This window comes from Pedobacter immunditicola (assembly GCF_037482985.1).
In the GTDB taxonomy this organism is placed as follows: domain Bacteria; phylum Bacteroidota; class Bacteroidia; order Sphingobacteriales; family Sphingobacteriaceae; genus Pedobacter; species Pedobacter immunditicola.
Map to the genome: position 1 here is coordinate 240,078 of NZ_JBBHKC010000006.1, position 25,464 is coordinate 265,541.

Annotated in this window: 24 protein-coding genes; 13 read left to right on the forward strand and 11 right to left on the reverse strand. The window is 39.1% G+C overall.

Features of this window, described 5'->3' with window-relative positions:
• Window positions 1–14 precede the first annotated feature (14 nt).
• The 6 genes from WG905_RS12555 to WG905_RS12580 form a co-directional block, all read right to left on the reverse strand.
• Window positions 15–224: a hypothetical protein gene (locus WG905_RS12555; protein WP_339592073.1), complete on the reverse strand. Its 210-nt coding sequence runs from the start codon at window positions 222–224 to the stop codon at window positions 15–17.
• Between the two features lie 86 nt (window positions 225–310).
• Window positions 311–2,032: a lysine--tRNA ligase gene (lysS, locus tag WG905_RS12560; RefSeq protein ID WP_339592074.1), complete on the reverse strand. Its 1,722-nt coding sequence runs from the start codon at window positions 2,030–2,032 to the stop codon at window positions 311–313.
• A gap of 78 nt (window positions 2,033–2,110) precedes the next feature.
• The gene (locus WG905_RS12565) at window positions 2,111–4,024 is read right to left on the reverse strand and encodes an AMP-dependent synthetase/ligase (RefSeq protein ID WP_339592075.1); all 1,914 of its coding nucleotides are present in this window, start codon (window positions 4,022–4,024) and stop codon (window positions 2,111–2,113) included.
• Window positions 4,025–4,124: 100 nt separating this feature from the next.
• Window positions 4,125–4,451 carry a HesB/IscA family protein gene (locus tag WG905_RS12570; RefSeq protein WP_339592076.1) on the reverse strand — a complete coding sequence of 109 codons (327 nt, stop codon included), beginning with the start codon at window positions 4,449–4,451 and terminating at the stop codon, window positions 4,125–4,127.
• 33 nt (window positions 4,452–4,484) lie between these two features.
• Window positions 4,485–4,898, reverse strand: a complete 414-nt coding sequence (gene iscU / locus WG905_RS12575) for a Fe-S cluster assembly scaffold IscU (protein WP_339592077.1) — start codon at window positions 4,896–4,898, stop codon at window positions 4,485–4,487.
• Between the two features lie 66 nt (window positions 4,899–4,964).
• Window positions 4,965–6,176 (reverse strand): IscS subfamily cysteine desulfurase, encoded by a 1,212-nt coding sequence (locus WG905_RS12580; protein WP_339592078.1) that lies wholly within the window; start codon window positions 6,174–6,176, stop codon window positions 4,965–4,967.
• 120 nt (window positions 6,177–6,296) lie between these two features.
• Here WG905_RS12580 and mce point away from each other — a divergent pair, with 120 nt between their 5' ends.
• From mce to WG905_RS12645, 13 genes are all read left to right on the forward strand, one after another.
• Window positions 6,297–6,698 (forward strand): methylmalonyl-CoA epimerase, encoded by a 402-nt coding sequence (mce, locus tag WG905_RS12585; protein WP_339592079.1) that lies wholly within the window; start codon window positions 6,297–6,299, stop codon window positions 6,696–6,698.
• A gap of 48 nt (window positions 6,699–6,746) precedes the next feature.
• A complete protein-coding gene (locus WG905_RS12590) occupies window positions 6,747–7,766 on the forward strand; it encodes an alpha/beta fold hydrolase (protein WP_339592080.1) in 1,020 nt (339 codons plus the stop codon).
• Window positions 7,767–8,129: 363 nt separating this feature from the next.
• On the forward strand, window positions 8,130–8,990 hold the full coding sequence (locus WG905_RS12595) for an alpha/beta fold hydrolase (protein WP_339592081.1): 861 nt from the start codon (window positions 8,130–8,132) through the stop codon (window positions 8,988–8,990).
• 83 nt (window positions 8,991–9,073) lie between these two features.
• Complete coding sequence (locus WG905_RS12600; RefSeq protein ID WP_339592082.1) at window positions 9,074–9,478, forward strand: hypothetical protein; 405 nt, start codon at window positions 9,074–9,076, stop codon at window positions 9,476–9,478.
• An 18-nt stretch (window positions 9,479–9,496) separates the two neighbouring features.
• Complete coding sequence (locus tag WG905_RS12605; RefSeq protein ID WP_339592083.1) at window positions 9,497–10,147, forward strand: hypothetical protein; 651 nt, start codon at window positions 9,497–9,499, stop codon at window positions 10,145–10,147.
• 148 nt (window positions 10,148–10,295) lie between these two features.
• Window positions 10,296–11,537, forward strand: coding sequence for a S41 family peptidase (locus tag WG905_RS12610; RefSeq protein ID WP_339592084.1), 1,242 nt, complete (start codon window positions 10,296–10,298; stop codon window positions 11,535–11,537).
• 165 nt (window positions 11,538–11,702) lie between these two features.
• On the forward strand, window positions 11,703–14,123 hold the full coding sequence (locus tag WG905_RS12615; RefSeq protein WP_339592085.1) for a TonB-dependent siderophore receptor: 2,421 nt from the start codon (window positions 11,703–11,705) through the stop codon (window positions 14,121–14,123).
• Between the two features lie 161 nt (window positions 14,124–14,284).
• Entirely contained in the window at window positions 14,285–14,533 is a 249-nt protein-coding gene (locus WG905_RS12620; RefSeq protein ID WP_196858660.1) for a type B 50S ribosomal protein L31, read from the forward strand.
• Window positions 14,534–14,689: 156 nt separating this feature from the next.
• Window positions 14,690–15,865, forward strand: coding sequence for a GlmU family protein (locus WG905_RS12625; RefSeq protein WP_339592086.1), 1,176 nt, complete (start codon window positions 14,690–14,692; stop codon window positions 15,863–15,865).
• A gap of 29 nt (window positions 15,866–15,894) precedes the next feature.
• Complete coding sequence (tpiA, locus tag WG905_RS12630) at window positions 15,895–16,656, forward strand: triose-phosphate isomerase (RefSeq protein WP_339592087.1); 762 nt, start codon at window positions 15,895–15,897, stop codon at window positions 16,654–16,656.
• A complete protein-coding gene (gene prmA / locus WG905_RS12635; protein ID WP_339592088.1) occupies window positions 16,656–17,492 on the forward strand; it encodes a 50S ribosomal protein L11 methyltransferase in 837 nt (278 codons plus the stop codon). The genes tpiA and prmA overlap by 1 nt, the downstream gene beginning before the upstream one ends.
• 18 nt (window positions 17,493–17,510) lie before the next feature.
• Window positions 17,511–18,863: a UDP-N-acetylmuramate--L-alanine ligase gene (locus WG905_RS12640; protein WP_339592089.1), complete on the forward strand. Its 1,353-nt coding sequence runs from the start codon at window positions 17,511–17,513 to the stop codon at window positions 18,861–18,863.
• Between the two features lie 34 nt (window positions 18,864–18,897).
• On the forward strand, window positions 18,898–19,227 hold the full coding sequence (locus tag WG905_RS12645) for a helix-turn-helix domain-containing protein (protein WP_339592090.1): 330 nt from the start codon (window positions 18,898–18,900) through the stop codon (window positions 19,225–19,227).
• Window positions 19,228–19,232: 5 nt separating this feature from the next.
• Here the strand turns inward: WG905_RS12645 and WG905_RS12650 are convergent, their stop codons facing one another.
• From WG905_RS12650 to WG905_RS12670, 5 genes are all read right to left on the reverse strand, one after another.
• Complete coding sequence (locus WG905_RS12650; RefSeq protein ID WP_339592091.1) at window positions 19,233–20,351, reverse strand: GNAT family N-acetyltransferase; 1,119 nt, start codon at window positions 20,349–20,351, stop codon at window positions 19,233–19,235.
• Window positions 20,352–20,415: 64 nt separating this feature from the next.
• Window positions 20,416–20,616 (reverse strand): hypothetical protein, encoded by a 201-nt coding sequence (locus WG905_RS12655; protein ID WP_339592092.1) that lies wholly within the window; start codon window positions 20,614–20,616, stop codon window positions 20,416–20,418.
• Window positions 20,617–20,759: 143 nt separating this feature from the next.
• Window positions 20,760–21,368 carry an alpha-ketoglutarate-dependent dioxygenase AlkB family protein gene (locus WG905_RS12660; RefSeq protein ID WP_339592093.1) on the reverse strand — a complete coding sequence of 203 codons (609 nt, stop codon included), beginning with the start codon at window positions 21,366–21,368 and terminating at the stop codon, window positions 20,760–20,762.
• A gap of 355 nt (window positions 21,369–21,723) precedes the next feature.
• Window positions 21,724–24,678 carry a ligand-binding sensor domain-containing protein gene (locus WG905_RS12665; protein ID WP_339592094.1) on the reverse strand — a complete coding sequence of 985 codons (2,955 nt, stop codon included), beginning with the start codon at window positions 24,676–24,678 and terminating at the stop codon, window positions 21,724–21,726.
• Entirely contained in the window at window positions 24,668–25,459 is a 792-nt protein-coding gene (locus WG905_RS12670) for a LytR/AlgR family response regulator transcription factor (protein WP_339592095.1), read from the reverse strand. Before WG905_RS12670 ends, WG905_RS12665 begins: the two co-directional genes overlap by 11 nt.
• Window positions 25,460–25,464 lie beyond the last annotated feature (5 nt).

Consider the following 25,464-nt stretch of genomic DNA (forward strand, 5'->3'; position numbering starts at 1 on the left):
TCATGTGGCTTTTTTTATTTATCGCTTAACCGGTCAAAATTTTGATCTTCTGAAAAGTGTAATCCTCTGCTAATGATATCACCTTCATCATTAGCCCTGTTAAAGAACAGCTGTTCGGCCTGTATTCTTTTAATCAACTGTCGGATTAACGACAAGTCAAAAGCTGATTTGTCCAATTTAATACAGTATTCGTTTTCGGTTATTTCCAGACTTGAATTGTTCATTATCATATCATTTAATTCTTGTCTAAAATTAAAAAAGGCTTACCGTAATTTCTTACGGTAAGCCTTAAGTTTATGTTATCTTTTTGTTAAGCGAACCAAGCCATTACTTCTTCTTTGGTAGGCATCATTAACTCGAGTTTCATTTTCTTACGCATACCACCAAGGTCATTAAATACCTTGTTTGGATTGGCTATTTTCAATTCATCCAGGGTATTAATCCCCATTTTTCTGATGACCTGCACCCAGTCTGCCGGGATGCCAGCTTTTACAAAATCCTCATCAGTGGTTACCCTGATTTTTTTCTCCGGACGCATCTGCGGGAAGAACAACACTTCCTGAATGGTAGACTGATTAGTCATCAGCATCACCAGCCTGTCGATACCGAAACCTAAACCTGAAGTAGGGGGCATACCATATTCCAGGGCACGAATGAAGTCATCATCCATAGCCATCGCCTCAATGTCACCTCTTGCTGCTAGTTTCAGCTGGTCTTCGAAACGTTCTTTTTGATCAATAGGATCATTTAATTCCGAATAAGCATTGCCAATTTCCTTACCACAAACAAATAATTCAAACCTTTCTACGAGTCCTTCTTTACTGCGGTGTTTCTTCGCAAGCGGGGTCATTTCTAATGGATAGTCGGTAATATAAGTAGGCTGGATCAAGTTATCTTCCACTTTCTCACTGAAGATTTCGTCGATCAACTTACCGCGGCCCATGCTGGTATCAATTTCAATATTTAATTGCTTACAAACTTCCTGTAGTTGCACTTCTGTCATTTCTGAAACATCGATGCCTGTATATTTCTGAATAGATTCATACATGGTCAGTTTCTCGTACGGGCCTGCAAAGTTGATATCGCTTTCACCAACTCTTACTACTGGCGTACCATGAATGGCAACAGCAATTTCTTCCAGACATTCTTCTACCATGGCCATCATCCAGATATAATCTTTATAAGCCACATAGATTTCCATAGAGGTATATTCAGGATTATGCGTGCGGTCCATGCCTTCATTTCTGAACATTTTACCAAACTCATACACCCCATCGAAACCAGCTACAATCAGTCTTTTTAAATAAAGCTCGTTAGCGATACGCAGGTAAAGCGGCATATCCAGGGTATTGTGATGTGTAGCAAAAGGACGGGCCGCTGCACCACCATGAATGGGCTGCAATATTGGCGTCTCCACTTCAATCCAGCCTTGCTGATCAAAGTAATTGCGCATGGTATTGATTACCTTCGATCGGTTAAGAAAGATCTGCTTAAAGCCTGGGTTTACGGTCAAATCCACATAGCGCTGACGGTACCGCAATTCCGGATCAGTAAATCCATCATAGATATGTCCGTCATCATCACGTTTCACTACCGGAAGTGGGCGAAGGGATTTAGAAAGTAATTTAAATTCTGTCACATGCAGCGAAATTTCTCCTGTCTGCGTGGTGAAAACATAACCATGTACACCAATATAATCACCCAGATCAAGTAATTTCTTGAAAACGGTATTGTATAATGTTTTATCCTCATCCGGACAAAGGTCATCTCTTTTTAAATATAATTGAATTCTGCCCGTAGCATCCTGGAGCTCCACAAAGGAAGCGCTGCCCATGATGCGGCGGCTCATGATACGGCCAGCAACAGTGATATTTTTATAAGAAGTTTTATCTCTTTCGTAATTCTCTAATATATCTGCGGCGTGTGCATTGACCTCAAAGGTTTCTGCCGGATAAGGGTTGATGCCCAACTCACGTAATTGCGTAAGCGCATTTCTACGCAATACTTCTTGTTCTGATAATCCTGTACTCATATAAAATAGATATCTTTAGCCTAAGCCAGATCTTGTGTTTTTTTTAGAATTGTAAAAATAGCAAATGCCCTTTGAATTTTAGTCAGCCTCGACAGATTCTTTATACATTGCATTGATGCTCTCTGCATATTTATTTTCTACCACCTTCCGTTTCACCTTCAGGGTAGGGGTAATTTCTCCTTCATCCATGCTAAACGGTGTTCTCTTTACCTTGAAATTTTTGATGCGTTCAAATTTGGAAAGCTCGGCCGATAGTTTTTTGATGTCTTCCCCAATCCAGTCGATCATTTCTTTTTCTTCAATGAATACTTCCGGTTTAAGAAAAAACTCTTCCGTCAACTGGAATTTTTCCTTTAAACTTTCCATGTTAGGGATGATGATCGCTGTAAGGTATTCCCTTTTATCGCCGATTAAAAATACCTGGTCAATTTTAAGGCTCTTTAAGTAAATGTTTTCAACCGGGGTAGGGTATACATTTTTACCATAAGCGTTAACAATCATGTTTTTAATGCGGTCGGTAATTTGAAGGTTTCCTTTATAAAAGCGGCCCACATCACCAGTATGGAACCAGTTATCTTTGTCAATAACTTCTGCCGTTTCGGCAGGTTTGTTGAAATAGCCCTGCATTACACAGTGGCCCCGTACAATTATTTCCCCTTCTTCACAGTCAAAATCTTCTTTAAAAGTGTCGTGAGTTTGGATGGTGATCATTTCCTTGGTTTCCACATGCTGAATACCCACCTCAATGCCAGGTATCACGCGTCCAACGGTTCCATATACTTGTCTGTGGTATTCTGTAACCGACATCACCGGTGAGGTTTCGGTTAAACCAAAACCTTCCAAAATCTTAATCCCCAGGTTGCCGAAGAATTCACCTACGTTTTTGGGCAAGGCAGCACCACCGGAGATCATGAATTTTAATCTTCCGCCGGTTTTTTCTTTGATTTTACTAAAAACTAATTTTTCTGCAATAGTTTGTTGAGCCGTTAATATCAATCCCGGGTTTTTACCCTCTTCTTTTTTGTTCCTGTATTTTTGTCCCGTTTCCAAAGCCCATACAAATATTTTAGCTTTTAATCCACCTTCAGCGGTGCCACTTTTCATGGCTTTATCGTGTATCCTTTCCAATAAGCGGGGAACACAACTCATTACCGTTGGCTTGATTTCCTCCATGTTTTTTGCCAGTAATTCCAGGCTTTGTGCATAGGCAATTTTACAACCCTGGGCACAGCATACGTGGTAGCAAGCAGTGCGCTCAAAAACATGCGATAAAGGCAAAAAGGATAGAAAAGTTTCCGTTTCATCAATAACGGGAATCTGCTCTAAGCATACCTTAACGTTTTCTACGAAGTTACCATGAGAAAGCATGACACCTTTCGGTGTGCCTGTGGTACCTGAGGTATATATTAAAGAAGATATGTCTGCAGGACGCAGCGAAAGACGGATAGCCGTTATTTGTGCTTGTTCTTCTGCTGTAAGGGTTTCTTTAACCTTTAAAATATGCTCGAATGGAATTATTTCCGTTTTAAGGCCCTCGGGTAAGGCAATTTTGTCGTATTCGGGAAAAGCGGGGATGAGGTATTCCAATTTCCTGCAGTTACAGGCGATTTTAAGGATTTTTTTATAAAGAAAAGTATTGCCAATGAGGATGGCTTTGATGCCAGAGTCGTTAATGATGTATTCCACTTCCTGTTCAGACAAGGTAGGGTATACAGAAACGTTGATCGCTCCAATTTGCTGTATTCCCTGGTCATAATAGACGTACTCCGGAGAGTTTTCGATCATTAAGCCCATTCTGTCGCCTTTAACGATATTCTTTTCGAGGAAAAAGGCGGCCACAGCATCAGCACGCTGGAGGGTTTTTCCAAAAGAAATTTCTTCCCATTCTGCCTTCTTTTTATGAATCAGAAAAGTATCTTCAGGCTGGTGGATGTTTTCTACCACGTTTCTCAATAAACTTGGTACAGTAGAAAACTCATTAAATGATACCATATGATATAGGTTGTTTTATTTGCTGGGCAATGATAAACTTTTACATTTAAAAAAGCAAAAGGGCACAAAAAGTGCCCTTTACAAATATAACAAATGTTCTTTAAACGGAGAAACTCTCTCCACAGCCACAAGAGCGGCTGGCATTAGGGTTGTGGAAATTAAAACCTTTTCCATTTAAACCATCTGAGAAATCAAGTTCTGTACCAGCAAGGTATAAGAATGACTTCATGTCTAATGCGATTTTGATGCCTCTGTCTTCAAAAAACTGATCGCCGGTTTTCTCTTCGTTATCAAAATCCAAATTGTATGATAAACCTGAACAGCCGCCTCCTTTTACAGATACGCGAAGAAAATAATCGGCACCCAGCTGCGAACCTTGCATCAAGTGGTCTATTTTACTTTTTGCTTTATCGGTAATTGTGATCATCGTTTCCTATTATTCTTTTATTAAAAAAAACCTTTAGTGGTGTGATTTAGCCAGTTCAAATGGAGCTAAACCATTTTTCACTCTGTAATCATTGATTGCAGATTTAATAGCATCTTCCGCTAAAACTGAACAGTGGATTTTAACTGGAGGCAAAGCAAGCTCTTCAACAATATCCATATTGTCTATAGTTAACGCTTCGTCAACAGTTTTACCTTTTAACCATTCAGTGGCTAAAGAAGAGGAAGCAATGGCAGAACCACAACCGAAAGTTTTGAATTTAGCGTCAGTAATAACGTTATTTTCATCAACTTCAATTTGCAAACGCATAACGTCTCCGCATTCAGGTGCTCCAACTAAACCTGTACCAACTGATTTACTATCTTTATTTAAAGTACCAACATTACGCGGGTTGGTATAATGTTCCATTACTTTTTGTGAATATGCCATTTTTTTATCCTCCGGGCCTTTTGGGCCTCTTTAAAATATTTTATATTAATTAAACCAATGTGCAGCTTAGTGCTCTGCCCATTCAATTTTACTTAAGTCAATTCCTTCTTTAAACATTTCCCAAAGTGGAGAAAGATCTCTCAGGTGGTTAACTGCTTTTTTAGTGTTTTCTATTGCGTAGTCAATTTCTTCTTCCGTCGTAAAACGACCTAAGCCAAAACGTATCGAAGAGTGTGCCAAATCATCAGAAAGGCCTAAGCTTTTTAATACATAAGATGGCTCCAACGAAGCAGACGTACAGGCAGAACCTGAAGATACCGCAAGATCTTTCATTGCCATCATCAAACCTTCACCCTCAACATATTTGAAAGAGATGTTAGCCACATGTGGTAAGCGGTGTTCAATACTTCCGTTCACATAGCTTTCTTCCATTTGTGTTAAAGCGCTTTCCAGTTTATCTCTTAAAGCTGATAAACGTTTTGCTTCCTCATCCATTTCAAGTCTGGACAATTCACATGCTTTACCTAAACCAACAATTCCAGGTACGTTTAATGTTCCCGAACGCATACCGCGCTCATGACCACCACCATCCATTTGTGCAGTTACTTTAACCCTTGGGTTTTTACGACGTACATACAATGCACCAACACCTTTAGGGCCGTACATTTTATGTGCAGAAAAAGCCATGATATCAATACCATCTGCATTTACATCAACAGGAATCTTTCCTACTGCCTGTGTAGCATCTGACATGAATAAAGCACCATGTTTATGAGCGATTGCAGAAATTTCTTTGATCGGTTGAATCACGCCAATTTCGTTGTTACCATACATAATGGTGACAAGGATGGTTTGTGGAGTCATTGCAGCTTCTAATTCCTGTAGGTCAATTAACCCGTCAGCTTTAACCTGCAGGTAAGTTACCTGTGCACCCAGTTTTTCAAGGTGTTTACAAGTATCCAATACCGCTTTGTGCTCTGTAGTTGCCGTGATGATATGGTTACCTTTATCCTTGTACATTTCAAAGACACCTTTAATACCCAGGTTATCCGCTTCAGTAGCGCCAGAAGTAAAAATGATTTCTTTTTCAGTACAGCCGATCAGCTTACTCACTTGTTCACGTGCATAATCAACCGCTTCTTCAGCAACCCAACCAAAAGCGTGGTTACGGCTGGCAGCATTACCAAATTTGTTAGTGAAATAAGGCAACATAGCCTCTAAAACCCTTGGGTCAAGGGGTGTAGTTGCGTTATTATCTAGATAAATAGGAAGTTCCATGTTATTTTAAATTATTCTTAATACACAAAGATACTTAAAAGATTGCCAAAAAATATAATTAATAGCTATGAACCTATAGGCAAAACATGCATTTTTACAATTATCTAACGTTCCAGCCGCATGAATAAAATAGAACATATTGGTATTGCCGTAAATAACCTGGGGAGTGCCTGTACTATATATGAGAAATTATTGGGTACCACAGCCTATAAAACTGAAGAAGTAGCCAGCGAAGGGGTCAATACTGCCTTTTTTAAAACCGGTGAGAGTAAGATTGAACTGCTAGAGGCCACTGCTGCCGATAGTCCTATTGCTAAATTTCTGGCTAAAAAAGGGGAGGGGATCCACCATATTGCCTTCGAGGTGACAGATATCATAAAGGAGATGGAAAGGCTTAAAGCCGAAGGATTTGTATTGTTGAATGAGCAGCCTAAAAAGGGGGCAGACAATAAATTGGTTTGTTTTGTGCATCCGAAAGGTACAAATGGTGTGCTGGTTGAGTTGTGCCAGGAAATCGGGTAGTGATTGGCTTGGTTTTGGCTTGATTTGCAGTTAATTAAACTATTCAAGATGAAACCGAGGATTGTTAAGCTTTCACTAAAAGATGCGGCCTATATTTCAGTCGGCCTGTTGTTCATTTTAGGCCGCTATCCGATTTCGTGGCTGTTATCTTCCAAACGAAAAATCAAAGTGCCAGCTGGGGATCAATCTTCAACAGGGCAGTATATTCCTTGTCCCAGTGGTAATTCCTTGTATGTTGAAGCAGATGGCCCCGCACAAGCGCAGCCCATTGTAATTATCCATGGACTGAACAGCAGTATGCGGCAATGGTATGCCCAACGTGCTTATTTCCGAAATGCTTATCAACTGATTTTTATTGACCTTCCAGGGCATGGACGTTCCTTGAAAGCTGCTGATCTGTCTATCGATGCCATGGCAGCAGACCTGGCGGTGGTGCTGGAAACATTGGCGCTCAAAAATCCAATTTTATATGGTCATAGTTTAGGGGGCATGGTGATTATGCAATATTGTGTCACCATGCAGAAACCAGATGTTAAAGCAATCATTGTCCAACATTCCACTTATACCCACCCTTTTAAAACCTGCCAGTTTCCTGCAGTCATGCAGTTTCTTCAAGAGCCGGTGATCAGGCCGTACTTAAACTTTGCAAAGAAAAACGCCAATGTTTTCAGGGTGTTGGGCAGATTAAATTATTACACCGGCTTGAGCTTGATTTTATACAATTATCTTTTCTTTAAGGGAAAACAATCCCCAGCTCAATTAAGGCACATCTCCAAAATATCTGCACTTTGTCCGCCGGAAACTGTTGCCGAAGGCTTATTGAAATGCCTTGAATTTGATGTGGTGGGTTCCTTACCAAAAATTGAGGTTCCCTGCCTGGTCATCGCTGCCGCTGGTGACCGGATTGTGAAACCTGAAGCTGGTCAATACATTGTTGGGCAGGTGAAAAATGGAACGTTGCTCCAGGTTAATGGCGGACATTTAAGCCTGATTGAAAACGAGGCTGAAATTAATCATGGCGTCGAAATGTTTTTAAATCAAACGCTGCATTTAGCGCCTGCTCATTAAGAAGATTTTCAATGCCATATAATAGAGTCATTAAAGAGGAGTTATTGTGGCCTTACCAAGCAATTGCTGAAGCATGGTGGAAACCTGAGGGAACACTAGAAAATAAGGCTGTACAGACAGGGACCTGATACCGACCTGCTACCGCCATTGTACCGGAAAACCGGTAGCTGACCGGTGGTAGATCACTGCCGGGGATGCCATTGGTTTAAGCCAGTGTTTAGCGATGCTTAACTTTAGCTTAACTGATGTGTTAGGGTACTTTAATATAGCATTCAAAAACCTGCTCCTTTTCTTAAAGGATTAACTATATTGGTCTTTAGCGAAGAAAAACGTTATTTAACCGATCAACCTTAATTTCCTTCTTTGAAAACATATAAACAACGATTACTTCAGGTAAAACAAGCTCAGGATCCTCAGGAACTCTTATCCGCCTTGTGGAACTATATCTCATTTCCCATTAAATTACACAACAGGCCTCATCAAAAAGAGCTGCTGGAGCAAGCGATTTCCTTTAGTATGCAGGCTCCAGACCCCTATTTCTCAAAGAAGGAATTAACCTTTAACGGTTATATCTGGGGAACCGGTAGCAAGAAAATTTACCTTATCCATGGCTGGAGTTCTAAAGCGACCGACTTTACCGAAATCATTTCTGCTTTAAAAGAACTTGAGGATGTTCAAATCATTGCTTTTGATGCTTTAGGCAATGGAAGTTCAGAAGGCGAGCTGAGTAACCTTATGTTATATGCAAAGCCACTGGAAGCCATCATCAATACCTATGGCATGCCTGAAATACTGATCGGCCACTCTTTGGGTGCGATGGCAAATATTGTGGCGCTTAAAGAGTTTCAAGCGGAGCCGGAGCTGCTGATCAGCATTACACCTGTTGTTGAATTGGAGCAAAATTTTATGGGCATGATGAACTATGCTGAAGTATCACCAGAAAACCAGGCTATCTGGTTTAACTCTTTTCATGAATACTACAAACTGCCTGTAAGCTATTTCGACATGAAATCACTATACTCGCCGCCAGCATCGACAAAACATATTGTGTTTTACGACCAAAATGATGAGTTATTACCTTATGCACAGCTGGCAGAATTTCTGCAGCAACAACCTCATATTATAGCTGAAGAATTCAACGGTGCCGGACATTATAAGATTTTGAAAGAGCAAGCCTTAATTGATGCCATAAAGGAAGCGATTACGAATGTGATATTGGATTAAATCGGAGATGATCTCGGCGATGTTTCGACGGTTGTAATAATGGTTAATGTTTTTATATTTGTTTATATAAAAACGTCTCATTTATGGAAAAAAATTTACATCCAAATTTCCGCAAAGCTTCAAATTTGATGTTTGGTAGCGTAGTGCTGGGCATCGTTAATATGCTTTTAATTTCTAATACCTTCATGAGCGGTGTGAAGATTGTAGTAGCAATGATGGTGTTATTGTTTTATGCTTCAATTGGTTACGCGATTAGACTAGGAAAAAACTGGACTAAGTATCTGCTGCTCTTCTTAATGATATTTGGTTTACTTGTGTTGCCTTATATATTCAATACTTTTAAATCAAGTATATTACTTGGCAATAATTTAAAATTAGAGCTATTACTTGCCTTAATAAAAGTTACACAAATAGTTTTGCAGTTCTATGCGATGGTTTTAGTTTTTCAAAGTACCCAAACAAGGTCCCATCACGGTATAGAACTATAATCATTAAATCTATACTTCATGATCACACTTATAAGCCGACAAAGCGTATTTAGTAAATACAGTAAGATAACCGAAGAGATAGCTCAAATGCAACGTCTGTTTTATGATGGCGATCCGGAATATTTTGCAAGTGAAGTCGATAGGGCAGCCTACCAGGCATTATTTGATGCGAAAGACATTTTCAGGGAGAAGACTACAAAGTTCTGCAAGGTAATATCGATTGACCATGACGATATTGAAACCTTTACAGATGTTTTATCTCGAAAACTCCTTGATCTATTTGCTGAATTAAGAATAAAAGATTTGGTAATGATTAGTCATTGTAAAATGAACTTCGTAGGGAATATAAACAATACCTATCCACCGTTACTTTCAGCCTTTGAAAAATTTGAAAAGATTACTAAAGACATAAAATATGATGAAGCCGTCGAATTTGAAGTAGAGAATTTACCAGAGCTGATTGAAATTGTCTTTTGGATTGCACGTGGTGATGCAGCTGGTCCAGAATTTATTTTTCTCTTTGATAAGGATGAAAAACTTGCAATAAATTTATGTAAGGAAGGAAATGTTCACGCAATAGAATTTGAAAAAGAAATATTACCGAATACGATATTAAAAAGGTACGGCTGGGAGTTAGTAAAAGGAGGCTGTTATAATTCTCAATTATAACGAAGGAAAGAACCGCGTATTAAAATAAAAAACTCCAAGAGTAATGTTATACAGAAGCGAAAAGGGAACATAATTCCACTCTGATTTGCTATTTTTGATGTTGTCGTTGCTCGTTAGGCATTGATGTCCAAATCCAGATATGCGCGCTATGATGAAAACTTTGTTATTTGTCGGCCTTCTGATAATCACCCCATGTGGGCTTGCGCAAAAAATTACAAAGCAGCAGTATAAAGAAGATTTCAATTTTTTTTGGGATACCATGAATTCCAGCTACTGTTACTTTGACAAAAAGGAGGTTGACTGGAATCATGTAAAGACAATTTATGCAGCTAAAATTGAGAAAGTAAGTTCTCGGGCATCTTTTATCTCCTTAATGGAGAAGGTCATTTATGAGGTTTATGACCACCATTGTTCATTGGGTGCAAACATGCCCCTATCCAGACGACTAGTTCCTACCGGAACTGATATTTGGGCAGAATATATAAATGGTAAACCTGTGATTACCGAATTACGGAGGGGTTTCGGTGCACAAAAAGCGGGGATAATTGCTGGCATGCAAGTGATTTCCGTAAACGGCATACCAGTAGAGCAAGCCATACTTCCTTTTCTAAGCCACGTTAAAAATAGCGAATCAAAGAGCTTTGCACTGAGGCTAAGCTTAGCCGGTGATCACCTGACACCGCGAAAACTAACGCTTAAAAAAGATGGAATCATTCGAGACTATTATCCTGACCGCGAAAGCATGATGCTGGAAAGTATTGATTATGACCAGAAAGTGAAAGGTGTGACCTATGGTGAAATTGGTTACATCAGAATAAACAATTATTTAGGGGATAATACAATTATCTCGGACTTTGATAGTGTGCTAAACAACTTGATGCAAACAAAATCTTTAATTATTGACTTGCGTGAGACTCCAAGTGGGGGGAATACAACTGTAGCACGCGCCATACTAGGACGTTTCATCAATAAGGAACTGCCATATCAAAAACACGAATATTATGCCGAAGAGAAAGAAACTGGAATTAAACGAAGCTGGGTAGAAATTGTGTCGCCACGGGGACAGCACTATAACAAACCTGTGGTTATACTTTGCGATCGTTGGACGGGTAGTGTTGGCGAAGGTATTACTATAGGTTTTGATGGCATGAAACGAGCTAAAGTGATTGGAACACCAATGGCTGGATTAAATGGTGCTGTCTATAGTTTTGAAATGCCAAATACCAAAATTGGATTCAGCTTTCCTGCTGAACGACTTTATCACGTCAATGGCTTGCCAAGAGAACTGTACAAGCCTGCAATTCAAGTGAGGATGGAAATACAAAAACCAGCAGCGAGTGAAGATATAATCCTGAATGCTGGCTTAATTTACTTGAGAAAGCTAATGTAGGCGGTATATAAGGTAAATATCGCTAATATCTGGATTTCAATAGGCCGATTATTCAGAAAACAATACACCTCTCCTAAAATTGTTTGGAATAATTCTTAATAATATTTGGATTTCAAATTAAGCTTCCTATTTTTGCGCTAATTAGAATTAATCCAAATAAATTTCATGAAGTTTTTCCATAGTTTGCTCTTATTTAATTTTTTACTGCTCAACGTTGCATATGCCCAAACCACTTCTATTAAAGGAAGAGTAGTAAATGATAACGGCATTGCCTTATCATCTGTCAACATGACCATGGCACAATCGCCACAGTCTGACAGGACAGACGAAAAGGGGTACTTTGAGGTAAAAAATGTTCCGGCAGGAAAATATACTCTAAGGGCAAAACTAATAGGTTATCAAATGCAAACTGCAGAAGTAGAGATTGGCGCGGATACCAGGCTAATTAATTTTACACTTGTACCCCAGTTAAATTCATTGGCGGAAGTAGAGGTTTTCGGCGACAAAGGCAAACCAACTGAAAAACTGGATGCCATCACCAGGTTGCCTTTAAAGCCAAGTGATCAGATTCAGAGTATTTCCATCATCTCTAATAAATTGATTGAGCAGCAAGGTGCTTTAAGTGTCATTGAAGGGGTACGTAACGTACCTGGTGTTTATACTTATTCAACCTATGGTGGCGTAAGAGAAAGTATTTCTTCTCGTGGTTTCAGGGGCATACCGACACTAAAAAACGGTGTTAGGGTAATGAGTGATTTCAGGGGTCAGGGATTCTCTACAGATATGCAGGGGATAGAAAGTATTCAGGTATTGAAAGGTGCCAGTGCAATCACCATGGGGGCAGCAACAGATTTAGGAGGACCGGGTGGTATTGTAAATATTGTCACCAAAACGCCTAAGTTTCAAAATTCAGGTAATGTATCTTTACGTGCCGGCAGCTGGGGTTTAATCAGGCCTACATTTGATATACAGGGTGTAGTTAATGAGTCAAACACCCTTGCCTTTCGTTTAAACGGCTCTTATGAAAATGGAGGAAAATTCCGTGATTTTATGAGTAATGAGTCATTTTATATTAATCCATCTCTTGAATGGCGTCCGAATGAGAAAAGTACATTGACACTTGAAATGGATCATTTCAATGAAAAACAAGGAATTGATGCGGGTACTGTCAATCTTTCAGTAGGTAACAAACAAAATCAGATTTACGATTTAGCGTCTGAGCGTTTTTTAGGTTTTGAATCAGATAAAACGGATAACAAACACAGTACTTATACAGCAAGGTTTAAACAGGACCTGTCAGACAAGCTTTACCTTCGTGCTGCAGTATTTCATTCCAACTACGATTATGATGCCATCAAAAGTGGATTGGCAGCGGCAAAAGGTGCAGGCATCAATACTGACCAGGTAAATATTTATAACCGCTCCATCGCTCATAACTCGACCAGGGAAGATAAAAACACGGTGTTTCAGTTGGATCTTGTAGGACAAAAAGTTAAAACAGGCGCCCTGTCACATACTTTTCAGATCGGTGCAGATTACCGTTACCTGGATGTTTATCAGCCGACCTTTAATTCTATCGCAGTGGATCAGATTAATGTTCTAGATCCTTCAACTGTATCCAATACCATGCCTTCAGGCTTAGGTGGCTTTAGTTTAATCAACGAAACACAATCCTATGATTACCGTTTTGGCATCACTTTTCAGGATGTGATCCAGGTTACTGATTGGGCAAGAGCTTATGGGGGTGTTCGTTACAGTACCAATAAAACCAAAGATGATGGACTTGAAAGTGTAACCTCAAGTTTCTGGAACCCGATTGCGGGGGTAATGTTTACCCTTCAGCCAGGCTTCAATGTCTTTGGATCCTATACCAACAGTACCAATCCGCGTTCAGCATCCGTAATTGATATCAATGGTGATCCGCTGGGAGCAGAGCGAATTGATCAGTTAGAAGCAGGAATTAAATCCGAATGGTTTAACGACCGACTGCGTTTTAACCTGACTTTTTATAAAATTAATAATAAAGACATGAACCTGGAAGTGTTTAATGTGGATGCTAATGGAATTGTTCAGCCCACAGGCTACTATGCAAAAGGGGGTAACGATGAGCGTAAAGGGGTTGAAGTGGAATTAACAGGTAAAGTATTGCCAAATCTTGAAGTGGTAGCAGGCTACGCTTATATTGACGCACAATACCAGGATCACTCTACATTTGTTCCCGGTTCTTCGCCTAACAATACGCCAAAAAATACTTTTAACCTTTATGCAAACTATACTTTTCAAAACCATACGTTAAAAGGACTTAACATTGGGGCAGGGGTATATTATTTAGGCGAACGTCCTTACAACGACTGGACACAGGCTGGCGTTCAATACCATGCCATTGATCCGAATACTGCACCTTGGTTTAATAAAGCCTATACGCTTGTAAATGCACAAATTGCTTACCCTGTTACAAAAAATATAGGGATAAGGTTAATTGCAAATAATATTTTTGATAAGGTAGGCTATGATGCTTATCGCTCCAATTTTATTGACAGAATTGCGCCAAGGAACTTTTCTGGTGTGCTTACCTACAAGTTTTAAGTACTAAATTGACCACCATAATTCCAAAAATCTTAATTTTATCACAAATTTAAGGTTGCTTAGTTATAATTTTCAAATACGTTCTTGCTTATGAAGAATAAATTCGAGATATTTGCAACCTTAAAAATAATAGACAAATAAGTTATAATTATAATCATCATATGAAAAAAGATCTGCATCCGTCAAACTATAGATTTGTAGTATTTAAAGATATGTCTAACGAGTATTCTTTCTTAACCAAATCCTGTGTAGATACTAAAGAAACTACCACCTGGGAAGATGGAAATGAATATCCTCTTTACAAATTAGAGATTTCACACACTTCTCACCCTTTTTATACTGGTAAAATGAAATTGGTAGATACTGCTGGACGTATCGACAAATTTAAAACTCGCTACGCTAAGAAGTAATTCTACACATCAAAAGAAATTATTTTAAGTCCCGGTGCTTTTGCATCGGGACTTTTTTTATTTTTGTGGCTTATGAAGCTATCATCAGCTTACAGCATAAAGACATAGCTGTGAGCTGATGATAGCTTCATCACCGTTAAAAACAATAAAATACTGATGAAAATCAATTTATTTGATGACGCTGCATGGGCTTCCCTGCGGCCGCTTACTTTTACAAGGCCTGTTGCAGACCTTCGTGTCGGTATTCTAACAATTCGCGAAAAATGGGCAGCCAGCTTAAATGCTGCTGCGGGCTTTTCTACGCAAGCTTATCTTGCCGGGAAATACAACCCTCAACCTGATGCTTTGATCTTTATAAACGGCTCTATTTGTCCGGATGAAGGGCTAGTGGCGGCGGTGATGGAACTGAAGGAGGACGAGGCGTTAAAAAAAGGGGATCTCCTGATCGCTTATCATACAACACAATCAGTTCCATTTGACAGCAAGTTTGCGGATAGCTGCGACAGGAAGTCTTACGAGGGCGACTTTGTGAGGCTGTTGTACCCGGAGGATATATTTAAAAATAATGATGCGGAGTTAAGAAAAGACTATCGTCTTTTAACGCAGGGGCGCCAGTCGGCTGCCATAAGCAGTACCAATACCGTGCTCGGAGAGGATGTGTTTTTTGAGGAAGGTGCTGAGGCTGAGTGTTCTACTTTTAACAGTCTGAGTGGCCCTATCTATATAGGTAAAAAATCAGAGGTTTGGGAAGGGGCGCATATTCGTGGTTCTTTTGCTTTATGCGACAACTCCCAGGTGAAAATGGGTGCTAAAATTTACGGACAAACTACAATCGGTCCGTTTTGCAGGGTTGGTGGCGAGATTAATAATGCCGTTATTTGGGGATATTCTTCTAAAGGCCATGAGGGCTATTTAGGGAATTCTGTTATTGGGCAATGGTGTAATATTGGGGCCGATACCAATAACTCAAACTTAAAAAATAATTATGCAGAAGTAAAAGTCTGGGATTATGCCAGAGAAGGCTTCCGCAAAACCGGTTTGCAGTTTTGTGGTTTAGTCATGGCTGACCATGTCAAATGTGGCATCAACACCATGTTTAACACCGGAACGATAGCAGGGGTGGGAGCTAATATCTTTGGGCCAGGCTTTCCAAGGAACTTTGTGCCCGATTTTGCCTGGGGTGGCTCTCAGGGTTACGAAGTATATGCCCTGCAGAAAATGTTTGAAACAGCAGGGAAAGTCTTTGAAAGAAGGAACATTCCTTTTGATCAGCAGGAAAAAGATATATTAAATCATATTTTTGAAATAACACAAGTACACAGACGTTTTTAATTAAATACAGTATATAAACCAACATTAGAATGAGAAGACAAATTGTAGCAGGAAACTGGAAAATGAATTTAACTTACGAAGAAGGTGTTGCCCTTTTTTCAGAAATCGTAAACATGGTTAGGGACGAGAAAAAGGGCACACAGGAGGCCATCATTTGCGCCCCTTACATTCATTTAAACAGCCTGGCTAAATTAGGTGGAAACACGGTTAAAATTGGTGCTCAAAACTGTCATCAAAACGAAAGCGGTGCTTTCACAGGAGAAATATCTGCGAAAATGATAAAATCTGTTGGTTGCGAATATGTAATCATCGGTCATTCTGAACGCAGACAATATTTTGCAGAATCTGATGCTTTGTTATTAGAAAAAACCAATATCGCTTTGGCAAATAACCTGACGCCTATTTTTTGTATCGGTGAAACTTTGGATGAAAGAAACAATGGTAGCTATTTCGATGTGTTGAAATCTCAATTAACTCATGGCATATTTGCTTTAAGTGCAGCTGATTTTTCTAAAGTTGTGATTGCTTATGAACCTGTTTGGGCGATAGGCACGGGCTTAACCGCAAGTGCTGATCAGGCCCAGGAAGTGCATGCTTATATCCGCAAAGAAATAGCAGCTCAATATGGTGCTGATATCGCAGATAACACTAGTATCTTATATGGTGGCAGCTGTAATCCGAAAAATGCAGCCGAGCTTTTTGCTCAAATTGATATTGACGGCGGACTTATTGGTGGTGCTTCGTTAAAATCACGCGATTTTGCAGACCTGGTTAAAACTTTTAATTCTTAATGCAATATATACAAGTCACATTTACTTTTGATACGATAGCCGACTACCAGCAAGATCTGCTTGTTAATGATTTAGCTGAAATCGGTTACAATACTTTTGAGGATACAGAAAAGGGCTTTGCCGCTTTCATCGATTTCCAGGAATATAGCCAGGCAAATTTAGCTGTACTGCTTCAGCAGTATCAGGACATTGTCTATACTTATACCGTTACGGAAATTGCCGGTGAAAACTGGAATGAAGAATGGGAGAAGAATTTCGAGCCATTGATCATCAGTGATCAATGTTATGTGCGTGCTACTTTTCATCCCGCGCAGCCACAATATCCTTTTGAAATTGTGATTGATCCTAAAATGGCTTTTGGTACCGGTCACCATCAAACCACCACCATGATGATGCAATATATTTTATCTTTTGAGGTAAAAGATAAAGTGGTATTAGATATGGGCTGTGGCACAGGCATACTGGCTATACTGGCAGCTAAACGCGGCGCAAAAGAGCTCACAGCAATTGATAACGATGAGGTATGTTATGAAAGTACATTGGAAAATGCCGCTTTAAATCATATAAGTAATATTACGGCTTTATGTGGCGGCAAGGAAGTAATTCCTGCGGCCACATTTGATGTTATTTTAGCTAACATCAACCGTAACATTCTACTGGACCAGATTGCTGTTTATGCGACTGTCCTGGGACAGGGTGGTCGCATTTTCTTTAGTGGGTTTTATGAGTCGCCAGATTTGGAGATGATCAAAGCTGAATGTGAGCGGTTTAACATCAGTTATGTTGATCATCAGAAAATAGGTGATTGGGTAGCGGCTCATTTTACCAAGAATTAAACATTTATTCAATAGACGATGCGTATACATTTTATCGCCATGGGGGGAAGTGCAATGCATAATCTTGCCATTGCACTGCACAAAAAAGGTTATAAGGTAAGCGGATCAGATGATGTTATCGCAGAACCTTCCAAAAGCAGGTTAGATAAACATGGGCTTCTTCCGGCCAGTATGGGCTGGAATAAAGCCAATATTACACCTGATCTTGATGCAGTGATTTTGGGCATGCATGCTTTTGAGGATAACCCCGAATTGCTGCAAGCTAAAGCGCTTGGATTAAAAATTTATTCTTATCCCGAGTATATCTACGAACAAAGCAAAAACAAGCTGCGTGTGGTTATTGGTGGGAGTCATGGTAAAACCACCATTACTTCCATGATCCTGCATGTGCTTAATTATTACAACAGGGATATTGATTATTTAGTAGGGGCGCAGCTGGAAGGTTTTGATACCATGGTAAAGCTTACAGACGAAGCTCCTGTGATCATCATTGAAGGCGATGAGTATTTGGCTTCTGCCATTGACCGAAGGCCAAAGTTCCACCTTTATAAAGCCACTGTGGCTGTGATCAGTGGAATTGCCTGGGACCATATCAATGTATTTCCCACTTTTGAGGAATATATTCTACAATTTGATAAGTTTATCGACACTATCCAACCGGGCGGAAAATTATTTTACTGTCAAACAGATGAAATTTTGTCAGAAGTGGTTGAGAAATCATCAGCACCTGTAAAAAAGATTCCATATAGCATACCTTCACAGGAAATTCGGGAGGGAATAACTTACTTGTTGCCGGAAGAAACCCCTTTGAACATTTTTGGAGACCACAACCTGATGAATTTAAGTGCGGCGAAACTGGTTTGCGCTGAATTGGGTATTGCTGCTGAAGATTTCAACGCCGCGATCTCGACTTTCAAAGGAGCTGCAAAAAGGCTTGAATTACTGCGTAGTGATGCTAAAACGAACGTTTACAAGGATTTTGCCCATTCCCCTTCAAAGGTGAAAGCAACGATTGAGGCAGTGAAGTCCCAATTTGAGGGCAGAAAATTAGTTGCCTGTATAGAGTTGCATACATTCAGTAGTTTAAATAAAAAATTTTTACTTCAATATGAAAGTACTATGGATAAGGCTGATATAGCTATTGTTTATATTAATGATAACACTTTCAAACAGAAGAAAATTTTACCTTTTAGCAATTTAGATGTGAAAAGTGGCTTTAAAAACCCTAAATTGCAGTTTTTTAATGATGTTCTCGAATTACAACAGTATTTGCGAAAAATTGATTTCCATAATACAAATTTATTACTCATGAGTTCAGGAAATTTCGGAGGCTTAAATCTCGTTAAACTGGCACGTGAGTTGAGTACTTAATTTAATGCACATTTAAAATATCTAAAAACACAACATGAACGTAATTGGTAAAAACATCAGGCAACTGAGACAGAAAAACGGATGGAGCCAGGGAGAAGTTGCAAAACGCCTTAATATTTCTATTCCAGCCTTTTCTAAAATAGAAACAGGCATTACTGATATCAACATTTCCAGATTAGCACAAATAGCTAATTTATTTGAAGTATCCACTATGGACATTATCTCCAAAGAAGGAGAGAATCCACAATCTGTAAACTTTGAAGAGATCAACAGCCTCAAATCAAGATTATCACAAAGAGAAGAAGAGATCATCAAGCTTCAAAAGAAAGTGATCGAACTTTACGAAGAAATAAGACAAAAATAATTTCTTTAGAAAATGTTACGCAGGGTAAGGTGTCGCTTTCCGAAAGTGGCACCTGTCGCCTGGTGTATCGAAAGCATTTTATCATTAAAATCTCCTACCCAAGATAGCTCAAGTTCGTCATACTGATTTAAGGGCAATACATACTCTTTAAGTTTTATGAATAAGGCAGATTCAAGACCATGTTTCTGGTAGGTCGTTTTTGTGCCCATCACAATCGCCCGCATCCGGTTCACACCTTTCCAGCGGCGGTAAACGAATTTTATTTTCTCCATTAGCCCTAATTTTCCATTAAAGTCTTTGATCATCTGATTTGCATCGGGAATAATCACTACAAAAGATGCCGGTTCTCCATTCAGGTAGGCAAACCAGATGAGCTTTTCATCCATGATGGTTTCCATTTTCTTAAAACTTTCCAATAAAGTCTCCCTCTTTATAGGTACGAAACTTTCAAAGTCCTGCCAGCCATCGTTATAGATCTCCATCAAATCAGCCACATATTTTTCTGCATTTTTCTTGGAGAAATGTTCAAAAGTATAACCCGGTTTATTAGCCACCCAATTGGCAATTTTTGTAAAACGCTCTGGAAAGGGATTCCTCACTTGCAAGTGGTTGGTGATCTGCTCGTATTCCTTTATAAAGCCATAGTTGTCAAAGAACGCCTGGTAGTACGGGAAATTGTAATTCATGCCATAAGAAGGCGGGGTAAAGCCTTCTACCAGCAAGCCCCAGAATGAATCATTTTCACCGAAGTTGATCGGTCCATCCATTGCTTTCATACCCTGCTTTTGAAGCCATTCCTTAGCGGTATCAAACAGTTTAAAAGCTGCAGATTGATCGTTGATGCATTCAAAGAATCCCATTCCGCCGGTAGGTTGGTCGTATTGGAAAGCTTTTTTCTCATTCACAAAGGCAGCCACCCGGCCAATCAGTTGTCCATGGGCAGATTTCAAAATCCATCTCTCGCAAACGCCATGTTTAAAGAATGGATTTTTTTTAGGTTCAAAGATGGTATCGATATCCGTATCGAGCGGACAGATCCAATTTTCATCATTTATATAAAGTAGTCGGGCAACGTCTAAAAATTCTTTACGGGTTTTTGAATTACTAACCGGGTGGATTTGCATGTATACGGGCTTAAAATAAAAAACATCCTAAAAGGATGTTAAGGGATATTAATGTAACGTTATTTTAGAAATTATCGTCATCTTCATCATCAATAAAATCATCGAATGTATCCAGATCGTCCAGAGGAACATCAAAGTCCTCGTCCTCATCATCAATAAATGATTTTTTGTTTTTAGTTTCTTCAATTGAATTATCGTTGAGCATATCCCTATCATCAACTTCATTCGCTGGTCCTTTTTTAATGGATTTTTTCGGAGTTGTCATTACTAAAAAAATAAGTTTCTGAAAATGTTTGTTGGTTATAAAATTATAAAAATCAATTTGAAATGCACTTAATTTTTTAAATTTTGTCTACTTCAAAAATAAGACAAAAAGCAATTTTACAAGAATTTATTTTTAAATATAAATCATCGCTCTATGGTTCTGAAGGTTAGATTTACGCGGGGCCTGGTAACCAGCTTTGTTGGAGGCAGCCTGTGTAACCAATTTGATTGTGTGGCATCTTTCATGACCAATAAGCTGCCGTGTTGCAGCACAATAGATACGGTTGCCTTGGTTGATTTATGCTTGAAAGAGAATTTACGTTCTGCGCCGAAACTCAGGGATGCTATCGCTCCATTTCTTTTTAAGTCTTTTTCTCCGTCGCTATGCCATGCCATCCCTTCATCACCACTGTGGTATAAATTAAGCAGACAGGAATTAAACCTATCTCCGGTTCTGTGTTCTATTATATTCTTTAGTTCCATCAATTCCTTAGTCCAGGGCAATGCCTTTTTTGTGGTATTGGAATAGGTATATTCAAAATCAGCATCACCATACCAGGCCACTTTTCTTTTAGTCACCATACGCTTGCCAAATAGGATAGCTTCATCATTTTTCCAGTCAATGGTAGATGAAAGTTGCACGAGATAAGCATCAGCATCTTTCCCTGGCATGATCTGTCCGTAATAGTTTACCACACCGTCTTTCGGTAACAAATTTTGTTCTTCTATCCGGCTGGTATTGAATAAGTCCATATCACTAAGGTAATAGATCATTAAAAATTATCCAACTTTCATAAACTTATAACTTAAAATTTCGATGAATAGAAGTTGATGAAAGCTTCATTACAGGTAGGCTTTGAAGGAGATATCTTGCCCGATAAATCAGGACAAAAAAAAGTGGTAAAGATTTTGGCTTTACCACTTTTAACACACAAATGAAACCTGAATTGAGATGTTTTAGGTTAGGTTAAAATATCTTTATCAATCCTCTAAGAACGCTTTACAAACAACGTTTGCATTTAATATCTATGACAAGTATAGTGCAATTTCAGTTTGTATTTACACCTACTTAGTGTATGGTATTAATAATTGAGTAAACGGTCATAAACTAGGGTAAAGCTATATTTATTGATACAGATGTACCTGATCCACCATTCTGCTTAACGCTGATCTGTATAGGGTTTGCTTCAATCTCATTCAATAAATTGATTCTTTCCTGGGTTAAGCTCATGCCTTTACTGGAGTGGCTGTTCTTTTTATGTTTCAACGAGTTTTCAATACCGATACCGGTATCCATGATTTCGATGTTCAGCAGATGAGGCGCTATTAAATTGATCAGAATTTTTAGTTCTCCCCCTGTTTCTAATGGCATAATGCCATGCCAAATCGCATTTTCGATATATGGCTGCAAAAGCATCGAAGGAATAAAGGTTTCTTCTCTATCTAAGCGCTGATCTACCTGGATTTCGTAATTTAATTTATTGCCGAATCTTTTCTTTTCCAGGCTCAGGTAAAGTTCGAGGTATTCTAATTCTTCCTGCATGGAAATATAGCTTTTGGTGCAAATTTCCATGTTTTTCCTAATCAACCTGGCAAAACCGGTCAATACTTTATTGGCGGAGCCTGTGTCCTTTGTATTGATATAGTGCTGTATAGAGTTCATCACATTAAAAACGAAATGTGGATTCATCATTGCCTGCAGGGCTTTTTGTTCCAGCATTAAGATCTTATTCTTCAATAATAGTTTTTGCTGTTCCTTGTCTTTCTGTTTTCTGGTAACCATTACAGCAATTTCATAAAAAGAGATACCGGCGACGACAAACAGGAACAACATAAACCAGGTTGTTTGCCAGATTTTTGCTTTAAGTTCAAAACTAAATTTATCGGGTTCGCCCCAATTGCTATTGCTTGTTCTTGAGCTTACTTCGAAAGTGTACTTCCCTGGCTCAAGTGAGGAGGTTTCCATTCTCCGGGACCTGGTTTCGATCCATTGATCATCTGGATTTAAACGGTACCTGAATACCACATCCTGTCCCTGAAAGTCAATGGCACCAAAACGAAATGAGATTTTATTCCTTGTAGCATCTAATAAGATGCCTTGCTCTTTTAAACTCCTTTTTTTATCATTCACCTCAACAGATGAAATTAAAGTATGAAGTGGTTCATTGGGGCTTTGGTGGGGGGTATGGTTAAAATAAACCAAACCTGTGTTGGTAGCAAAATAAGAAGTATCTGCATCAACAAAAACATCGTTCACATCATTTCTTAATAGCGCATTGGTGTACTCAAAAGATTTTACCATGGGCTTACCATCGATTAAACAAACTCTGTTGATACCGTTATTGGTAACCACCCAAACATGGTTATTGCTTACGTATAGCTTCTTGCAAATGTTACTTGCGAGGCCCTCTTTTTGTGTAAACTGATACAGTATTGTATTTCCTTTAATCAAAAACAAGCCGTAGCCATCAGTGGCAACGACAAGCGTTCCATCTGCCAGCTCATCAATGTCATTGATCCGTTTGTTAGCCAATTGGTCTTTAAGCTGGAGGGTACGCTCCTGATGGCCGGTAAAGTAATTTAAACCATTGTAATTGGAAAACCACAATATGCCCTTGCCATCAAAAAAAACACTGTAAGCACGGTCATTAAAGAAGTTAACACCATTTTTTAAATGACTCATGTTAAATTCAAAATGTTTTTTTGTTTCTTTAAGCAGTACTACACCCGATGAAAGGGCTAAGGCAAGTTTGCCATCCTGATCAATGCTAAAATCTTTAACTACAAATAAAGAACGATTTGTTTCCTTTAAATAGTCGATGGTAGGATTGTTTTTGTCAATTCCATTTAGTCTGCCAAGACCGAAATCTGATGCAAAGTGAAGTGATTGACTGGACTCATCGAGCAATAGTTTTTTGATTCCGGTATTAAAAGTCTCTTTATCCTGAATTTCAATCTGATCAACCTTTAAAGTGAGGTGCTGTAGTTTATTGATGTTGCCATTGTCTAAGCCCAACCAGATATTATGCTTTTTATCCTTGGTAATACTTTTAACGGCATTGCTGCCAAGACCGTGTGACTTATCGATAACAAATAACCTGTTCTTCCTACCCGGTAGCATGTAGATACCATTTGAAGTAGTAAACCACATGTTTAGCTTTGAATCTTTAATTACCTGCACTGTTGGGGTTCCCTGCAGATAAGTATGTGTTTTTCCGCTTTCATCAACGTGGAGAATACCGCTTTTATGACTTAACCATAATTCTTTTTGATCAGCATAAAAATAACCCAGATTGTCATTGAGCAATGCGGCATCAATTTGATGTAAGACCACGTTATTATCGGCTTTATGATAGTTAAGCCCTCCTTTGCCTATATATAATAAAGAATTATCTGGTAAACTCGTTATGGTTTTGTAGGATACAGGCTTTACAGGGGTGTTTTCTGAAGATTTAAACTTTCCATTTTCATAAACCTTTACAGAATTGTTGCTATAGGCCCAAATCCGGCCCTGCGCATCTTCGTTGATATAAGTGAAAAAGAACTGATCTGCCTGGTGCCTTGCTTTAAAGGTAGTCAGCGATTTGCCGTCAAACAGGTAAAGCAAGTTTTTGTTGGTGCCAAACCATAACCTGTCCTTGCTGTCCTGAAACACAGAGATCACCACCGCCTTAAACTTTAATACCTGCAGACTTTTGTCGTTCGTGCTGTTGTAGATTATTCCATCAAGGAAATAGCTCATTTCGCCGTTAAAAGCGATAAACCATATCCTGCCTTTTTTATCTTCTTTAATCTGTATGACCTGGTTATCGGGTAAGCCGTCATCAATGGAGAAATTTTCGAACCGCTGACCATCAAAGCGACTCACGCCCGCATCAGTACCAAACCAGAGATAGCCTTTACTATCCTGTAAGGTAAAGAAACAATTGTTGCTCGGAAGACCGTCCTTTGTAGTATAATGATGAATGAAAGTTGATTGGGCAAAAGCTGCCGACCCAGTAGTGAGGCACAACAGGGTGAGGTAATAAGCAATTATACGAAAGGCTAATTTTCTATTTATCACCCTTGAAATTTGTATAAGTTTTGACTTTCTCGGCAAATTCGCTAGCTCTCCTGCGGGATACAGCAATTTTAACCCCATTTTTTAAGGCCACCTCAAGGCCATTTTTAGAGTTATATTCTTTTAAATAATCGAGGTTAATGATGGTTGACTTATGAATCCTCACAAATTTATTATCCGGCAGGATTTCTTCATATTCTTTCAGCACTTTCGCAACGGTAATTTTTTCTCGGTTGGCGAGGTAAAAAACTGAATAATTGCTGTCGGCTTCAATATTGATAATATCATCAAAATCCACCATGGTATAGCCGCCTTGTCCGTTGGGTAAACTTAATTTGCGAATTTCGGAACGCTCAGAAATATTTTCCGCCAGGTTGCTGAGTTGGCTGGCTAATTGTTGTTGGGTCAATTTGTCGAGGGAAATATATTTTGTGGCTTTAGAGACAGCTTCCTTCAGTTCTTCAATATCTATAGGCTTTAGCAGGTAATCCAAAGCATTTGCCTTAATTGCCCTAAGGGCATATTGGTCATAGGCTGTGGTAAAAACAACCTGAGCATTGTGTTGTACGGCATCAGGAATCAATTCAAAACCGTTCTCCCCGGGCATAGCAATGTCCAGGAAGATCAGGTTTGTTTTATTTCCTGCAAGCAAGGCCCTGGCTTCACTAACGGATTTCGCGATGCCTACAATATTTACATTCTCACAGTTTTCCTGTAAGAGGAAATACAGCGAAGAACGCGCATATTCTTCATCGTCAACAATAATTGCATTCAGGGTCAGCATATAAA

Bases quoted from the DNA above. Each gene is read 5' to 3' on its own strand.
- WG905_RS12555 (WP_339592073.1), bottom strand. From the start codon at position 224: ATGAACAATTCAAGTCTGGAAATAACCGAAAACGAATACTGTATTAAA.
- lysS (WP_339592074.1), bottom strand. From the start codon at position 2,032: ATGAGTACAGGATTATCAGAACAAGAAGTATTGCGTAGAAATGCGCTT.
- WG905_RS12565 (WP_339592075.1), bottom strand. From the start codon at position 4,024: ATGGTATCATTTAATGAGTTTTCTACTGTACCAAGTTTATTGAGAAAC.
- WG905_RS12570 (WP_339592076.1), bottom strand. From the start codon at position 4,451: ATGATCACAATTACCGATAAAGCAAAAAGTAAAATAGACCACTTGATG.
- iscU (WP_339592077.1), bottom strand. From the start codon at position 4,898: ATGGCATATTCACAAAAAGTAATGGAACATTATACCAACCCGCGTAAT.
- WG905_RS12580 (WP_339592078.1), bottom strand. From the start codon at position 6,176: ATGGAACTTCCTATTTATCTAGATAATAACGCAACTACACCCCTTGAC.
- mce (WP_339592079.1), top strand. From the start codon at position 6,297: ATGAATAAAATAGAACATATTGGTATTGCCGTAAATAACCTGGGGAGT.
- WG905_RS12590 (WP_339592080.1), top strand. From the start codon at position 6,747: ATGAAACCGAGGATTGTTAAGCTTTCACTAAAAGATGCGGCCTATATT.
- WG905_RS12600 (WP_339592082.1), top strand. From the start codon at position 9,074: ATGGAAAAAAATTTACATCCAAATTTCCGCAAAGCTTCAAATTTGATG.
- WG905_RS12605 (WP_339592083.1), top strand. From the start codon at position 9,497: ATGATCACACTTATAAGCCGACAAAGCGTATTTAGTAAATACAGTAAG.
- WG905_RS12610 (WP_339592084.1), top strand. From the start codon at position 10,296: ATGATGAAAACTTTGTTATTTGTCGGCCTTCTGATAATCACCCCATGT.
- WG905_RS12615 (WP_339592085.1), top strand. From the start codon at position 11,703: ATGAAGTTTTTCCATAGTTTGCTCTTATTTAATTTTTTACTGCTCAAC.
- WG905_RS12620 (WP_196858660.1), top strand. From the start codon at position 14,285: ATGAAAAAAGATCTGCATCCGTCAAACTATAGATTTGTAGTATTTAAA.
- WG905_RS12625 (WP_339592086.1), top strand. From the start codon at position 14,690: ATGAAAATCAATTTATTTGATGACGCTGCATGGGCTTCCCTGCGGCCG.
- tpiA (WP_339592087.1), top strand. From the start codon at position 15,895: ATGAGAAGACAAATTGTAGCAGGAAACTGGAAAATGAATTTAACTTAC.
- prmA (WP_339592088.1), top strand. From the start codon at position 16,656: ATGCAATATATACAAGTCACATTTACTTTTGATACGATAGCCGACTAC.
- WG905_RS12640 (WP_339592089.1), top strand. From the start codon at position 17,511: ATGCGTATACATTTTATCGCCATGGGGGGAAGTGCAATGCATAATCTT.
- WG905_RS12645 (WP_339592090.1), top strand. From the start codon at position 18,898: ATGAACGTAATTGGTAAAAACATCAGGCAACTGAGACAGAAAAACGGA.
- WG905_RS12650 (WP_339592091.1), bottom strand. From the start codon at position 20,351: ATGCAAATCCACCCGGTTAGTAATTCAAAAACCCGTAAAGAATTTTTA.
- WG905_RS12655 (WP_339592092.1), bottom strand. From the start codon at position 20,616: ATGACAACTCCGAAAAAATCCATTAAAAAAGGACCAGCGAATGAAGTT.
- WG905_RS12660 (WP_339592093.1), bottom strand. From the start codon at position 21,368: ATGGACTTATTCAATACCAGCCGGATAGAAGAACAAAATTTGTTACCG.
- WG905_RS12670 (WP_339592095.1), bottom strand. From the start codon at position 25,459: ATGCTGACCCTGAATGCAATTATTGTTGACGATGAAGAATATGCGCGT.